This is a genomic window from Streptomyces sp. BR1, from assembly GCF_052373795.1.
In the GTDB taxonomy this organism is placed as follows: domain Bacteria; phylum Actinomycetota; class Actinomycetes; order Streptomycetales; family Streptomycetaceae; genus Streptomyces.
The window spans coordinates 3,290,417-3,305,862 of record NZ_CM126252.1; the positions used below are offsets into that span (position 1 = coordinate 3,290,417).

At 69.9% G+C, this 15,446-nt stretch carries 13 protein-coding genes and 1 pseudogene; 11 read left to right on the forward strand and 3 right to left on the reverse strand.

Annotated elements, in window-relative coordinates; all coding sequences use genetic code 11:
* Nucleotides 1-81: 81 nt before the first annotated feature.
* The gene (locus tag ACT1U9_RS14185; protein WP_444538656.1) at nt 82-1,788 is read right to left on the reverse strand and encodes a serine/threonine-protein kinase; all 1,707 of its coding nucleotides are present in this window, start codon (nt 1,786-1,788) and stop codon (nt 82-84) included.
* A gap of 221 nt (nt 1,789-2,009) precedes the next feature.
* A complete protein-coding gene (locus ACT1U9_RS14190) occupies nt 2,010-2,597 on the reverse strand; it encodes a Uma2 family endonuclease (RefSeq protein WP_444538657.1) in 588 nt (195 codons plus the stop codon).
* A 162-nt stretch (nt 2,598-2,759) separates the two neighbouring features.
* Here ACT1U9_RS14190 and ACT1U9_RS14195 point away from each other — a divergent pair.
* From ACT1U9_RS14195 to ACT1U9_RS14215, 5 genes and pseudogenes are all read left to right on the forward strand, one after another.
* A pseudogene (locus tag ACT1U9_RS14195) lies at nt 2,760-3,323 on the forward strand (DUF5753 domain-containing protein); the annotation flags it as partial.
* Nucleotides 3,324-3,333: 10 nt separating this feature from the next.
* A complete protein-coding gene (locus ACT1U9_RS14200; RefSeq protein ID WP_444538658.1) occupies nt 3,334-3,816 on the forward strand; it encodes a DUF397 domain-containing protein in 483 nt (160 codons plus the stop codon).
* 126 nt (nt 3,817-3,942) lie between these two features.
* Nucleotides 3,943-4,386: a hypothetical protein gene (locus tag ACT1U9_RS14205; protein WP_444538659.1), complete on the forward strand. Its 444-nt coding sequence runs from the start codon at nt 3,943-3,945 to the stop codon at nt 4,384-4,386.
* Nucleotides 4,383-6,290, forward strand: a complete 1,908-nt coding sequence (locus ACT1U9_RS14210) for an alpha/beta hydrolase (RefSeq protein WP_444538660.1) — start codon at nt 4,383-4,385, stop codon at nt 6,288-6,290. Before ACT1U9_RS14205 ends, ACT1U9_RS14210 begins: the two co-directional genes overlap by 4 nt.
* Complete coding sequence (locus ACT1U9_RS14215) at nt 6,287-6,919, forward strand: hypothetical protein (protein ID WP_444538661.1); 633 nt, start codon at nt 6,287-6,289, stop codon at nt 6,917-6,919. The genes ACT1U9_RS14210 and ACT1U9_RS14215 overlap by 4 nt, the downstream gene beginning before the upstream one ends.
* On the opposite strand, the gene ACT1U9_RS14220 is transcribed toward ACT1U9_RS14215, so the two are convergent.
* On the reverse strand, nt 6,889-7,626 hold the full coding sequence (locus ACT1U9_RS14220) for a trypsin-like serine peptidase (RefSeq protein WP_444538662.1): 738 nt from the start codon (nt 7,624-7,626) through the stop codon (nt 6,889-6,891). The two genes, ACT1U9_RS14215 and ACT1U9_RS14220, sit on opposite strands and share 31 nt — an antisense overlap.
* 387 nt (nt 7,627-8,013) lie before the next feature.
* On the opposite strand from ACT1U9_RS14220, the gene ACT1U9_RS14225 reads away from it, so the two are divergent.
* The 6 genes from ACT1U9_RS14225 to ACT1U9_RS14250 all read left to right on the forward strand — a co-directional run bounded on the left by ACT1U9_RS14225 (nt 8,014) and on the right by ACT1U9_RS14250 (nt 15,436).
* Nucleotides 8,014-8,322, forward strand: a complete 309-nt coding sequence (locus tag ACT1U9_RS14225) for a hypothetical protein (protein ID WP_188272968.1) — start codon at nt 8,014-8,016, stop codon at nt 8,320-8,322.
* Between the two features lie 251 nt (nt 8,323-8,573).
* Nucleotides 8,574-9,434 carry a hypothetical protein gene (locus ACT1U9_RS14230; protein WP_444538663.1) on the forward strand — a complete coding sequence of 287 codons (861 nt, stop codon included), beginning with the start codon at nt 8,574-8,576 and terminating at the stop codon, nt 9,432-9,434.
* Nucleotides 9,424-10,782, forward strand: coding sequence for a hypothetical protein (locus ACT1U9_RS14235; RefSeq protein WP_444538664.1), 1,359 nt, complete (start codon nt 9,424-9,426; stop codon nt 10,780-10,782). Before ACT1U9_RS14230 ends, ACT1U9_RS14235 begins: the two co-directional genes overlap by 11 nt.
* Nucleotides 10,779-12,329 (forward strand): SCO6880 family protein, encoded by a 1,551-nt coding sequence (locus ACT1U9_RS14240; RefSeq protein WP_444538665.1) that lies wholly within the window; start codon nt 10,779-10,781, stop codon nt 12,327-12,329. Before ACT1U9_RS14235 ends, ACT1U9_RS14240 begins: the two co-directional genes overlap by 4 nt.
* Before the next feature lie 25 nt (nt 12,330-12,354).
* A complete protein-coding gene (locus ACT1U9_RS14245; protein ID WP_444538666.1) occupies nt 12,355-13,782 on the forward strand; it encodes an ATP-binding protein in 1,428 nt (475 codons plus the stop codon).
* Between the two features lie 100 nt (nt 13,783-13,882).
* Nucleotides 13,883-15,436, forward strand: a complete 1,554-nt coding sequence (locus tag ACT1U9_RS14250) for a type VI secretion protein (protein ID WP_444538667.1) — start codon at nt 13,883-13,885, stop codon at nt 15,434-15,436.
* Nucleotides 15,437-15,446: the final 10 nt, after the last annotated feature.

A 15,446-nucleotide genomic window follows, 5' to 3' on the forward strand; every position in this document is an offset into this window, starting at 1 on the left:
CCAGTATTTGCGCACCCGTCAACCCTCCCCCATCGGGGCCCGGTTCACCGCCTGTTTCCCGTCAGCCATGTCGGTGGCGTCTCATTTGGCGTTGAAACCGCTGCAGACGACGCTCTTGTAGTCCTTCGGCCCCTTCACATGCTGGTAGACGACGGTCCATTCGGTCTCCGTGTCCCGGGAGATCGGCAGGGCGGGCAGCACCTTCCCGCCGACCCGGTAGCTGAAGTCGTCGGGGTACGTCAGGTACTTCCACTCCGTCTGGTTGCCCGCGTAGAGGTCGGCCGCCTTGCTCACGAAGCCGAGCTGGCGGTTGGGCGTCCGGGACGTGGGGTTCCCGTCGGCGTCGACCTCGTGGGGCGGCTTCACGGTCATCGCGATGTAGTACGGGGGCGCGCCCGGCTCCTCGTACTTGAGCCGGTAGCCGATCTTCACCTTCCCGGGCGGCACGTCGTCCGTGGGATACATGTCGCCGGTGGTGACCGAGAACTGGAACTGCGTGTCCACCTCTTCCTGCATGGGCAGGCGGCAGCGCTCGGACAGCGCCGAATAGCCGTCGAGCGAGGGCGCCGTCTGCTCGATGTACTGCGGCGGCCCCACCGGCTTGGTGTCCGTGCCGGCCGGTGTGGCGTGCCCCGTCGGCCCCGGCGACTGCGCACCACCCGCCGCAGGCGACTTCGACGCCCCCTGGGCCTGGCCACCGCCGCCGTCCCCCTTCCCACCCGGCAGCATCCGCAACGACAGCGCCGCCACCACCCCAAGCACCGCCGCCACCGCGATCGTCACGATCCACGGGGTGCGGCGGGAGCGGGTCGGCAGGGGGTGGGTGGGGAGTTGGGGGGCCAGGGTGGGGGTGTAGCCGGGGGGCATCGTGGGGGTGCCGTGGCCCGCCGGGACCAGGCCCGCGGCCATCGCGGTGGGCAGGTCGTGCGGCGCCGCCTCGGCCAGGCCCGTCGTGAGCGCCTGGTAGTACGGGTCCTCGGCCAGCGCCGACGTCACCGCGCAGCGCACGATGACCTCCGCCGGAGTCGGCCGCTCGGCCGGGTCCTTGGCCGCGCAGGCCAGGATCAGCGCGGCCAGCTCCGGCTCGACGCCGCTCACGTCGATGGGCTCGTGGACGGCCCGGTACGACACGCCCTCCACCGACCCGGCGCCGAACGGCGCCCGCCCCGTCGCCGCGTACGCGATCGTCGCACCCAGGGCGAAGACGTCCGCCGGGTCGCCGACCTCGTTGCGGATCAGGACCTCGGGGGCCGTGAAGCCGGGGGTGCCGGGGGCGACGCCAGTCTGGGTCAGGGCCGTGTCGGCGGCGCCGCGCGCGATGCCGAAGTCGATGAGCTGGGGGCCCTGCGGGGCCAGGATGACGTTCTGCGGCTTGAGGTCGCGATGCGTCACCCCGTACGCGTGCACGCTCGCGAGTCCTTCCGCGAGCGCCGCGAACAGGCGACGGCAGGTGTCCGGCGGGAACGGGCCCCGGTCGGCGACGGCGCGGCTCAGCGTCGGACCGGAGACGTACTCGGTGGCGAGCCAGTACGGCGGCGCCGCCAGCGACGCGTCGATCAGGTTCGCGGTGTACGCGCTGCGCACCGCCCGGACCGTCTCCGCCTCCCGGCGAAATCGCGCCAGCGCCTCCGGGTGGTCGACGATCTCGTCCTTGATCACCTTGAGCGCCACGAGCCGCCCGCCGGGCGAGCGCCCGAGGTAGACCATGCCCATTCCGCCCGCGCCGAGCCGGGCGAGCAGGGCGTACGTACCTATGTGTGCCGGGTCCTGGGCCTTGAGCGCGTCCACCGGACGACTCTGCCACGCAACTGCCGCTTCCCTCACATCCGTTGACCGCCTTGTGATCACTTGCGGCGTTTGGCGATCCCGTGACGAGCAGAACAGGTGGGAAAAGGAGGGCCGCGACGGCCTGCTCGTGGCCCTGCACTCGCCGTGTCACGTCGATCCGGAGTGCAACGCGGGCGACCACTAGACCCGGCCGTCGCCCCCGCCACCGACCGGCGCCCCGGTCACCGCCGTGTCGATTCCCCGTACAACGGGAGCCTGTCGGTGGTCAGGACGAGGGGGAGCGGTGGGGGCAGCGGGATGTCCTCCCCGTACTTGCCGGGCAAGGTGTCCCGATAGCACCCGTTCTCCGGACGGGTGTGCAGCGCCCAGGTCCCGTGCCGGGGGTCGACGACCAGGAGGACCTTCACCCTGGCGACGGCATACCAGTCGCTCTTCTGCGTGATGCCCCTGGCCTTCTCGGACTTGGAGATGACTTCTACGGCGAGCTCGACGTCCCCGGGGTCCGCGAGCCAGTCCTCGTCCTCGTCCCATTCCACCGGCAGGACGACGAGGTCGGGCGTCACGTAGTCGTCGGCGTCACCCGGCATGGGGATGGAGGAGACTTCGTACGAGCCCAGGCGCTCCGGCAGTGCCTGGTCGATCTGCTGCCGGAGCCGGTAGACCGCTCCCACATGCTTTCCCGGTCGAGGAGGGGACATCACGATGCTTCCCCCCACGATCTGCACGTGCAGACCCGTCGCTTCCTCGATCTTCTCGGCGACTTCACGCAGATGACCCGGGCGCGGGCGGAGCGGCGGCAGCGCAGTCACGACAGATCACCCCACTGACAATCCGCCTTCCGCACGCACTCCACCCAGAGCAGCTCCCCGCGCCCTCGACGCGCGTACGGGGGTGGTACGCGCCCCAGCTGTCCGCGCAGAGCCGTACGAGTTGCAGCCCGCGCCCTCTCTCGACCGGCCCGCCGGGGGCGGTCAGGACTGCTCAACCTCGCCGAGTTGGAGCACCACGCCACCTCCCTGCGCACGGCCTTCACCTCGCATATCCCGGGGATGCTCCAGACCGCCGATCACGCCCGCGAGATCTTCCGCCACGTAATCCCCGCCCCCACGCCGCCCGAGGTGGAGCACCGCGTCTCGTACCGGATCAAGCGGCAGGACGTCATCTACCGCGAGGGCCCGACGCCGTACCGGACGGTCATCCACGAGGCCGCTCTACACATGAACGTCGGCGGCCGTGGCGTGGCTCGCACCCAGTTGGAGCGCCTGCTCGGCACAAGCGAGCGGGACCACATCACCCTCCGCGTGCTTCCGTTCGACGTCGGCGCCTTCCCCGGGTCCGGCCAGTCCATCAACTACCTGGCCGGGCCGGTGCCACAACTGGACACCGTGCAGCTCGACCAGTTCCACGGTCCCGTACTGCTGGATGCCGAAGCACACTTGGACAAGTACCGGCTCCTGCTGGCCTCCGTGGAAGCTGTCGCTCTCAGTCCCGAGAAGTCACGAGACCTGATTCACGCCATCGCCCAAGACCTGTAATGGAGCACTCATGTCCTCCCATGACTGGCAGAAGTCGTCGTACTGCGGACAGGGAGAGTCCTGCCTGCACGTCACGTCCACATGGCAGAAGTCGTCCCACTGTCAGGAAGGCGACGCCTGCGTGCACGTCACGTACGCATGGCAGAAGTCATCCCGCTGCCAGGAAGGCGAAGCCTGCGTGCACGTCACCGCAGGCACAGGAACGATTCTCCTGACCGAGAGCAGCGACCCCGCCGAGGTCGTACTCACCACCACCCCCGCCGCCTTCGCCGAACTGATCTACGCCCTCAAGCAGAACACCGCTCCAGGGCCCGGGATCGAGGTCGTGTTCGGCCCCGAGGAGCAGGTCCGCCTGTACGAGACCGCCGCCCCGGAAACCGTCGTCACGACGACCCGGGAGAAGTGGGACGCCTTCGTGCTCGGCGGCCGGGCAGGTGAGTTCGACCGCTACGGCGAATTCACGGAAGTAGGCTGCGCGAGCTCAGCGGGCTGAGCCCGGCCACTCTTGCGCGGGCGGCAGCACAGGTGTTATGTGCTGCCGCCCTTTTTCCTGCCAACCGCCGGTTTGCGCTTGCGTACGCCCCTGGGTCCTCGCCTAGCGTCGTCACGGGGGCGGCGGGTGGGCCGCACGAGACGGGCGGGGGAGTACGTGTACGCGGAGAGCTGGCAGCGGCTGCTGGACCAGGCGGGGCAGCCCAAGGTCATGTCACTGGCGTCGGCCGGACCGGCGCGCTCCGGCCCCGCCGGGGAACTGAAGCACAGCGCCAAGCCGTGGTCCGACGCGGCGGGCACGGCGCACGCCCTCCGCACGGACACCGTCAAGGTGACGACTGGCCTGACCACCGCCCACGCGGGCGCCGAGGCCGGCACGGCCGGGCTGGCCAGCATGGCCGCGCTCAAGTCCGTACTGACGTCCTGGGAAAAGCGGCTGACGGCCGTCCAGACCGAGTGCGGCTCGCTGGAGCCGAAGCTGCGCGAAGTGGCGCGGGCGCAGGGCGAGGTGGACGCGGGCGTGAAGTCGGCACTGGCGCAGTACTCCGCGCCTTCCGGCAAGGGCCGGTGACGGGGGTGCTCACCTGGCAGCAGTTGCACGACCTCAAGTGCTCGGAACTCCTCGATGCCGCCGACGGCTGGGGCGCCGTCAGCACCCAGGCCGACGCGGCCCGGGACCGGATCAGCGACGACATGGTCCGCAGCCTTGAGACCACCCAGAAGGGCGAGGCAGCCACATCCGCCGCCACACGCCTGCAGCGCCTGGACCGCAACTACGACTACATCCGTACGGAATGTGGTCTGGTCCGTACGACCCTGAGCTCACTCGTATACGAACTTGTCGGCTTCCAGGGCCAGTTGAAGGACGCCCTCGACGACGCGGCGAGCCTCGGCTTCACGGTCGCGGCGGACGGCTCGGTGAGCTACCCGGCGGGTGGCCAGAACGTGGTCACGAACCAGCCGAACCCCGGCGGCAGCGTCACGGCCGACACCCCGGTCCTGTCCCGCCCGCCGACCCTGAGCACCCCCCACCCCGGCCTGGTCGACCCCAACCCCAACCGCGCCAAGGCCCAGGACATCGCCGACCGCATCCGTCGGGTGCTCACGGCGGCCCGCCAAGCCGACGAACACTTCAGCACGACCCTGAGCAAGCTGAAGGCCGAGCCGGGACTCGACGTCACCGACGCCATGTGGAAGGACGCGGCGGCGGACCTGGCGGCGGTACGCAAGGTCTCCGGCGACTACCTGAAGAAGACCATCCCCACCGGCGGCACCCCGTCCGACCGCCACGACTGGTGGACCCACCTCTCCCAGTCCCAGCGCGACGAGTACCTGGCCTCGTGCCCGGACATCATCGGCAACCTGGACGGCATTCCGGCCGTCGCCCGGGACGAGGCCAACCGGGACAACCTGCGGCTGCTGATCGGGAAGCTGTCGGGGGTGGACGACGCGGCGGCACGGGCGAAGCTCGACGGGTTGCGGTCGATCGACTGGCAGTTGCACGGCCCCCCGCAGGACGGCGCCCCGCCGATGTATCTGCTGGGCATCGGCGACCAGGGCAATGGTCGTGCGATCGTCGCCTTCGGCAATCCCGACACCTCCCGCAACGTCTCCGCCTACGTCCCGGGGCTGGGCACCTCTCTCGACAAGGGCTTCGCCGAAGGCGACATCAAGCGTGCCCGCAAAACCGCCATAGGTGCTCGGGAGTACGACACGTCCAGCGCGTCGATCGTCTGGCTCGGCTACGACGCCCCGCAGTTCGACGGCGCGAAATTCCTTGATGCCAGCAATTACCTCGACCCCACCAAGCTCGCCAAGAACTTTGAGGTCATGGGCGACCACGACGCCAAGGTCGGCGCGTCCGCGTACAACCAGTTCATGGCGGGAATCTCCGCCACACACGAGGCGGGCGATCCGCACATCACCGCCATCGGCCACTCCTACGGCTCCCTCACGGTCGGCCTCGCCGCCCAGGCACACGGCGGCATTCCCGGCGCCGACGACATCATCCTCGTGGGCAGCCCCGGCACCGAGGCGAAGAACGCCGACGCCTTGGGCGTCGGGCGCGACCATGTGTACGTGGGCGCCGCCAAGAACGACGTCGTGACCCAGTTGCCGAGCAAGGCCGAATTGGGCGGTGCGCTCGGTGGCTACTTCGCGGGCCCCGCCGGCGCGTACGTGGGCCACAAGGTCGGGGAGAGTCTGGGCGGTGGCGGCGGATCCGACGAGCTCTACTTCGGCACCGACCCGGCGAGCCACGAGTTCGGCGCCAAGCGCTTCGCGACGGGGGACGGACCGTTCATCCTCGACCCCGACAAGCTCAACAAGCTCAAGGACGGAGACTTCGAGAATCCCTTCGACGTCAGCGCACACTCACACTATTTCGACCCCGACGAGGACGAGCAGTCCGCCCGCAACATCGCCAAGATCGTCGCCAACCGAGGGAACAAAATCAGCACCCAGGAGCCCCGATGAAGATCCCTCGCCGTGTCTTTGCCGGGCTGCTCGTGCTGGCGGTCACGACCGGATGCAGTCCCCTCTCCGACAAGACCACGCCCGAGAAGAAGCGATCCAACATGGACATGCAACAAGCCGCCGAGCACGCTGACGCGATCACCCAGCAGACTCTGGCCGATATCACGCCGGAACTGCGCTGGAATCACGGACCGTCGAGCGACAGCAGCTGCACCGACGCCACGAACAGCTCCCTGGGCACAGGTTCCGTGAATCGCCGCATCGCTGTCATGACCATCGTCTCCAAGGAACGTCGCGGAAACCTGCTGGGTCTCGTCGAGCGTGACTGGAAGTCCCGGGGATTCAGGATCACGAGTGTCGATGCCGACGAGGACCTGCCGGCCATCTACGCGGTGACCCCGGAGAACTTCCGTATGAGCGTCGCCGTCGGAGGAGAAGGCCAGTTCTTCTTCTCGATCACCACGCCCTGCTTCCCCGAATCCCAGGTCTCCGAACCCACCAGCAAGCCGAACACTCATCACCGCGAGGGCGCGTACCCCCAGCGCCCCGACATCCACGACGACTTCTGGTCAACCCCCACCCCCGGCGCCCCCACCCCTCAGGGGACCATCCCCTCCGCCAACCGGTAGAGCGCCGCCGTCGTCCTGCCGAAGACCACGCTGTACGACACGTCGGGGTCGTCGCCGCCCTGTTCGTAGCCGCCTATGACGCCCTCCACCGCGCCGGCCGCCGTCACCCAGGGGCTGCCGCTGGTGCCGCCGGAGTAGTCGGGGCACTCGATGCGCTGCTGGGTGTCGCCGTACGCCGTGGCGCGGTTGGTGCACGCCTGGGGGCTGTCCGCGTCGCTGGGGTAGCCGGTGACCGTCACCTTGGCGCCGACCGGGGTGTCCGTGGTCAGCGGCGCCCCGCCCACCACGTCCTCCACCTGAGCGCCCGTCAGGGACCCCGCGCCCAGGACCGCGAAGGCCACGTCGTCGTCCTCGTCGCCGTCCTCCTGCCACGCGTCGTCCATGAACTTCGCCTTGACCGGCCAGGTCCCGTACGGCGCCTGCCCGTCCCGGTAGCCGGGCACGAACACCGCGTCGTCCTGGTCGTCCAGGCAGTGCGCGGCCGTGACGATGAGGTCGCGGCCCTCGCTGTGCACCACCGACGCCGTACAGAAGTGGTCCCCGTCCAGCCCGCCGTCGAAGAGCGCGCCCACGCGCGCGGTGGCGGCCGTCGCGGGCGCGAGCACCGTCGTGCCGCCGGTCGCGGCCGCGGCCCGGTACCCGTACGTCGGGATGACCAGAAGCACGGCCACCGCGGACAGAGCGCGCAGCTGGGAGACGTGTCTCATGGGTCAGACACTCTCGCGCGGAGCTGAGAACATCCATGGAACTTTTCTGAGAAGTCTCTGTGAAGTGGCCCGCCCCGGCCCGCCCCCTGGGCCCCACAGGGCACGCCACACCCCCCGCTCCACCCGCTCTCGAACCAACAGCCCCAGAGTGCACCAACGACAGTCATTGCCCGGAGTCACCCTGCGTGATACACAGAGTGACCATACGCGAATCCGTAGAGAACCGGTCCACCGCAGGTCAGGGCGGTGCGACCGGCACAGCTGTGCGGTTTCGAGTAAAGACCGCCGCCAAGTCGACATACCCGGGCGGTTTCATCAGCGAAGATAGAGCCTGACCCATGCCGTGGGGCAGGGGCATCGAACTACCCGACAGGGGCGGTGAGTTACGTGTACCTGGCAGCCGAAAAGGGCGACATCAACACCATCATCGGCGGAATCGCTCCCAACTGGGGGCCGTTCGGGAGCCTGGGCCAAGAGGCCCGCGTGATGGTCGAGGTCGTGATGGCGGTGGCCATTCTGCTGTGCCTCGGCATCGCCGTCTGGGGCGCGGCCAAACAGCGGATCGGCGCGACGGCGCTGCGCGACACGTTCAGCGCGGAGCAGGGCAAGGGCCTGATCGTCGCCGGACTGACCGGGGTCTTCATCATCGGCTCGCTCGGCACACTCTTCACCATCGTGTACGGGATGGCCGTCTGATCCCGTATCGGCCTGACCTGGCGTCAGGTCACCGCCCACCCCGCCGCGTTCGTCCCCACGGGCCCGCCCAGGCCCCCCCTCAACCACCATCCGTCCGTCGTGCCCACCGGCAGAGGTTGCGTCTCCCTGATGTCGAGTCACCACACCGCGCCCGCGCGGGAACCAGCACGGCTACCGTCGTACTACACGAAGTCGTACAGCACGACGGGGCAGCGAGCGGCACAGCGAAGGGGCGAGGGGGAGTACGCGGCATGAGCGTCGGCGACGAGCACGACTCCAGGCGTACCGAGGACCCGTACAGCGATCCGTACAGCACCGTCGGCGGTACGCGCCAGACGCGCACCCGGCTGCCCGAGGGCGAGGGCGGCGACGTCTACGGCGGCGCGCGGCGCCCCGTGCGCACCTCGCGCTCGCTGATCGCGGTGGTCGGCGTGGTGGTCCTCCTGGTCGCCGCGATCGCCTTCGCCAACAGAGGCGACGGCGGCTCCGGCGGCTCCTCCGACGACCCCAAGCAGGCGGGCGCCCAGCCGACGTCGGCGACCGGCACGAAGCCGGTCGAGGGCAAGACCGGCGGCATCGCCTCCGGTTTCCCCCAGACGGAACAGGGGGCGCAGTCGGCGGCGGCCAACTACGCGGTGGCGCTGGGTTCCGACGGCATGTTCAGCCCCGTACGCCGGCACGGCATCGTCGAGTCCCTGGCCGACGCCGCCAGCAAGGACAAGCTCCAGTCCGGGTTCGACACCAACTACTCGCCGGGCCTCAACCAGCAGATCGGCCTGACTGCCGACGGCGCCGCGCCCGCCGGGACGACGTTCGTCAACCGCACGATCCCCGCGGGCACCAAGGTGCAGAGCTACGCGCCGCAGACCACGAGCGTCGATGTGTGGTGCATCGGCATGTTCGGGCTGACCGGCGAGAAGTCCACCAAGCCGGTGACGAGCAGCTGGTTCACGATGACGCTGAAGCTGACGTGGAGCGGGTCGGACTGGAAGGTCCTGGAGACCACCCAGAAGAAGGGCCCGACACCGGTCGCCGGTGACAACGCGGTGTCCGGTTCCGAGGAGATCGCGAACGCGGTCAAGGAATACGGAGGGTTCACGTATGCCCGGTAGCCCTCGCGGCCGTGCGCGGTCTGTCGTCACTGCGGTGACGGTTCTGCACACGGCGGTGTTCCTGTTCGCCGCCCGCGCGGCGGCGGCCCCGACCCCGACGCCCACGCCGTCGGGCCAGTCGCCGTCGCCGGACAAGAGCGGCAACCCGTGCTCGCTCATCTCCGGCCCGGCGCGGGACTACTGCGACAGCGGCTCGCCGTCGCACGGGGTCGCGCCCAACACCGTCGGCCCCGGCGACCCCGCAGACCCCCTCACCTCCCTCTCCAAGGGCTGCGCCGACGCCGCCGTCTGGGTCGTCGACACGCTCTCCAAGTTCGTGAAGACCGCCGCGAAGGTGGACTTCACCAACCCCGCCTTCCTCGGCCGCTACGCCGTCGTGTTCGCCGCCGCGACCATCCTGACCCTCGTCCTGTGGCTGCTGGCCGTGGCCAAGCGGGCGATCCGGGGGGTGCCGCTGACGACCGCGATCTCCGAGGCCGTGGGGTTCCTGTGGCTGACGGTGCTGGCGTCCGCGTTCACCCCGCTGATCCTGTACACCGTGGTCAACGCCACCGACGCCGTCACCGACGTCATCGCGTCCGGCACCGGCGATCAGACCGACGTGTTCTTCGGGTCGTTCTCGGCCGCGCTCAAGAAGGGCACGGACATCGGCGGCGGACCGATCATGCTGATCGTGGTCTCGCTGGTGACCATCGTCGCGGCCGGCGTGCTCTTCCTGGAGCTCTACATCCGCGCACTCCTGCTGTACGTGGGCGCGCTGCTCGGCGTCGTCGTGTACTCGGGGCTCGTCGACAAGAACATGTGGGGCCACGTCCGCCGCTGGGCCGGGATCATGATCGCGATCATCATGGTGAAACCCGTCATCGTGATCGTGCTGAGCCTTGCGGGGGCGCTCTCGGCGGGGAAGGGGCCGGATTCGTTCCAGGCCGTCGTCTCCGGGCTCGCCATCATCCTGCTCGCCATCTTCGCCTCCGCGGTGATCTACCGCTTCGTCCCCGGCTTCGGCGACGAGATCGCCGCCGCCCGCAGCAACCGCAAGCAGGCCACCAGCGGCGCCTCGGCCGCCGCCGTGATCTCCTCCCCGGCGGCCCTCGTCTCGCAGGGCATCAAGACGCACAGCAGCCGGGGCAACCAGAGCAACGCCCAGGCCCGGCCCGCCAACCCGATGTCCGGCGGTGTGGCCGCCCACAGCAGCCGGAGTTCCTCCGGCGGCGGTGGCGGCGGCGGATCTGTCCCCTCCGCCGCACCCTCGCCCCGTAACGGCTCCGGTCCTACCAGCGGCACTCCGCACAGCAGCCGCAACACCGGCAACAAAGGCAACAACAGCACAGGAGGTGGAGGGCGTTGACGACCCAGTCCCATCCGGTCTCGCCCCGCCGCACATATCTGATCGGCCGGGCCAGGCCGTCGGCGATCGTCGGCAAGAACCGCGAGACCGGCGAGATCGCGCTGATCATCGGCGGCGCGTTCCTCGGCATGATGTGCGGACTGCTGGTCCCCGTCCTGTCCCTGCGGATCATGCTGCTCATGGGCTTCCCCATGCTGGCGCTCGCCGCGGTCTACCTCCCGTACAAACACCGTACGTTCTACAAGTGGTTTGAAATCAACCGCAGTTATAAGCGGTCGCTGCGGCGGGGGACCACATACCGCTCCGGCGCCATGGAGGCGGGCGTCGGGATCGACGGGCGCGAGGTCGAGGTCGGGCCGCCGCCCGGGATCGGGCGGATCAGCTGGCTCGCGGCGCCCTTCGGACCCGACGAGATCGCCGTACTGCTGCACGCCGACCGCCGTACGGTGACCGCCGCCATCGAGATCGAGGGCCCGGGCGTCGGGCTGCGCGACAGCGAGGACCAGGAGGCGCTGGTCGACCGGTTCGGCACGCTGCTCAAGCATGTCGCCAACGGCGACGGCTTTGTGACGCGCCTTCAGATGCTGGCCCGTACCCTGCCCGCCGACCCGGACGCGCACGCCAAGGACGTCGCCCAGCGCGGCGACCACGGCTCCCCCGACTGGCTCCAGGAGTCGTACGAGCAGTTGCAGTCGATGGTGTCGACATCGAGCGAGCAGCACCGCGCGTATCTGGTGGCCTGTATGCAGTACTCGCGCGAACTGGCCGCCGAGGCGCACGCCATGGCCCGCGCCGCCCGCCCGCAGCCCGGCCGCAAGCTCGACAAGGACGCCGGGCTCGCCGTCGTCATGGCCCGCGAGCTCACCGACATCTGCGCCCGCCTCGCCGAGGCCGACATCCGGGTACGCCAGCCGCTCGGCCAGGGCCGCCTCGCCTCACTCGTCCATTCCATGTACGACCCGGACCACCCCATCGACCACATCCAGGCGATGACCAAGCGCAACGCCTGGCCCGCCGAGCTGGACGCGGTCGAGCCGACCTACCTCCAGGCCAAGACCCGCGAGTCCTCCACGCGCGCGCCCTGGTGCCACGCCACGGCCTGGGTGAAGGAGTGGCCGATGACCCCCGTCGGCGTCAACTTCCTCGCCCCGCTGCTCGTCCACACCCCGGACGTGATCCGTACGGTGGCGGTCTGCATGGACCTGGAGCCGACGGAAGTGGCGATTGAGCGCATGCTCACCGAGAAGACCAACGACGAGGCCGAGGCCTCCCGTGCGGCGAAGATGAACCGGACGGTCGACCCCCGCGACATCGCCGCCCACGGCCGCCTCGACCAACGGGGTGAAGATCTCGCCAGCGGCGCGGCGGGCGTCAACCTGGTCGGGTACATCACGGTGTCGGCGCGCTCCCCCGAGGCGCTGGCGCGGGACAAGCGCACCATCCGCGCCTCGGCCGGCAAGTCGTATCTGAAGCTGGAGTGGTGCGACCGCGAGCACCACCGGGCCTTCGTCAACACCTTGCCGTTCGCGACCGGCATCCGCCGCTAGCCGAGAGCTGATTGGGGCCCTGCTCATGCGAGATCCGCTCTCCGCGCTCACCAACGCGTTCACCTCCTTCCTCTTCGGGAAGGTGGAGACGACCCGGCTGCCCGTCCGCACCTCCACCGGCCAGGCGCAGGCCGTCTATCTGCCGACGGCCGCCCCGGGCCTCGGCGACTCGGGCGTGATCATCGGCCGCGAGGTCTACAGCGGCAAGGGATACATCTACGACCCCTTCCAGCTGTACGGACAGCAGCTGCCGGCCCCGCACTGGCTGGTCCTGGGCGAGTCCGGCAACGGCAAGTCGGCGCTTGAGAAGACGTACGTCCTGCGCCAGCTGCGGTTCCGCGACCGCCAGGTCGTCGTGCTCGACGCACAGGGCGAGGACGGCGTCGGCGAGTGGAACCTCATCGCCCGCGAGCTGGGGATAACGCCCATCCGGCTCGACCCGATGGCCGCCCTCGACGGCGGCATCAAACTCAACCCGCTGGACCCGGCGATCACCACCACCGGCCAGCTGGCGCTTCTTCGTACGATCATCGAAGTGGCGATGGGTCACGGCCTGGACGAACGATCGGGCTTCGCGCTGAAGGTGGCACACGCGTACGTCAACGAGACCATCACCGAACGCCAGCCCGTCCTCACCGACATCGTGGAGCAGCTGCGCCACCCGGAGGCCGAGTCGGCCGAGGCCATGAACGTCGACATAGACGATGTCCGGGCCTGGGGCCTGGACGTGGCCCTCGTCCTCGACCGCCTTGTCGACGGCGACCTGCGGGGCATGTTCGACGGCCCGACGTCGATCGGGATCGACCTGGACGCGCCGCTGATCGTGTTCGATCTTTCGCACATCGACCGCAACTCGATCGCGATGCCGATCCTGATGGCGATCGTGGGCGTCTGGCTGGAGCACACCTGGATCCGTCCGGACCGCAAGAAGCGCATCTTCCTGGTGGAGGAGGCGTGGCACATCATCAACTCGCCGTTCGTGGCCCAGCTGTTCCAGCGCCTGCTCAAGTTCGGCCGACGCCTCGGCCTGTCCTTCGTCGCCGTCGTCCACCATCTCTCGGACGTCGTGGACGGCGCGGCGGCACGGGAAGCGGCGGCGATCCTCAAGATGGCCTCCACCAGGACGATCTACGCCCAGAAGGCGGACGAGGCACGGTCCACGGGCCTGGTCCTCGGCCTGCCGCGCTGGGCCGTCGAGATCATCCCCACGCTCACACCCGGCATCGCCGTCTGGGACGTCAACGGAAATGTCCAAGTGGTCAAACACCTGATCACCGAGCGCGAACGACCACTCGTCTTCACCGACCGGGCGATGACGGAGTCGGCGTCGACCGACGACGTCCTGGCCCATGAGCTGGAGAGCCGGCTGGAGACAGAGACCGAGCGCCGGGCGGCGCTGCGGGAGCAGCAGATGTCCGGCACGTCACCGCCGTCGGAGTCGACGGTGGCCTGACATGCGGAGACGGCCTGATGTACTGAAGTGGCCCGACCGCGGTTTCATTTGACTCGCCCGACCTGCGCACGTTGCCCTGCCCTGCCGGAGGTTGCCTGACATGCCGGAGCCCCGTTCCCGCGGCGAGGAGCGCGGAATCCCCGATTCCCTCCTCGTCGGGCTGCTCGCGTTCCTGCTCGGCCTCACCGTCCTCGTCTGGTCGTCGACGGGCCTCGCGGGCCTGTTCAGCCATGGCGCCTGGCCGGACGGCGTAACGTTCACGCGCACCCCGACGGCCGTGCGCCAGCTGGTCCAGGCCCCGCACGACCTCCCGGCCGCCTGGCCGGACACCCCCAAGGCCCAGCTCTCCGGCTACGGCCTCTTCTGGGGCCTGCTCATCGGCCAACTCCTGGTGCTGTTCGTCCTGTTCATCTTCGCCCTGGGTACGTGGTCGCGCTGGCGGACGGTACGGGCCCGGGCCAAGACGGCGGCGCGGCTGTCGGGGGATGCGGTGGGGGAGTGGGCCGGGCCGGTGGGGAAGGCCGGACGCGGTGGGCAGGCTGCGGGGCCGGTGGAGGCCGCTCCGGTCGCCGCCCAGGCGTGGCAACCCGAGCCGAAGCCCGTACCGCAGGGGCCGAGCGTGCCGGACGCGGCGAGACAGGCGCGTACTGCCGACACGGCTCCCACGGAGGTGGTGGAGGTCGCGCCCCAGCCCGGCCTCCTGCCCTCACCCCGCGAGGCCCGCCCGCCCAGAGTCGTCTACGGCGGCCCCGACACCCGCCGCCCCACGGCGGTTCAGGCCATCCAGGACGCCGAGGGCCCCGCGCTCGTCATCACCTCCGACCCCACGCTGTGGGCGGAGACGAAGGACGCGCGGGCGAAACTCGGGCCGGTGCATGTGTACGACCCGGGGCACCTCTGCGACACCCCGGCCCGCCTGCACTGGTCCCCCACGAGCGGCTGCGAGGACGCGGAGGTGGCGCTCGCCCGCGCGACCGCCCTGCTGGCGCCCGTACGCCCGCAGGCCCGTATCGACACCGCCATGGCCGACACCGCCGAGACGCTGCTGCGCTGCTGGCTGCACGCCGCCGCGCTGGACAGCCGGGACGGCAAGGCGGTCAAGCAGGTCCACCGCTGGGCCCAGGGCACGGGCGCCCACGAGGCCGTACGCATACTCCGTACGCATCCCAAGGCCATGAGCGGCAGCGCGGGCCTGTTGGAGTCGGCGCTGACCGCGCACCCGGAACGCCGGGAGATCGCCCAGCAGTTGACCTCCCGCGCGCTGGACGCGCTCTCGTCCATCCACATCCGAGAGGCCTGCACACCGAATCGAGCCGATTCGCTGGCCCTGGAATCATTCACGGCCGAAGGGGGCACGCTTTACGTGGTGGGTGAAGCCATTGAGGACCCCCGGTCGCGTCCCGCCGCGATGCCCCTCTTGACCGCCCTCGCCTCAGACGTGGTCGAGCGCGGCCGCCGCATGGCCGAACGGTCATCCGACGGTCGGCTCGACCCACCAATGACGCTTGTCCTGGACGACGTCGCCGCCGTGGCGCCGCTCCCCCGTCTGCCCGAACTCCTGTCGACCGGCGAGAACCAGGGCCTCCCGACCCTGGTCCTGCTCCGCTCGGCCGAACAGGCCAAGGCCCGCTGGACGGAAACGCTGACGCCGTAATCCTTACGTT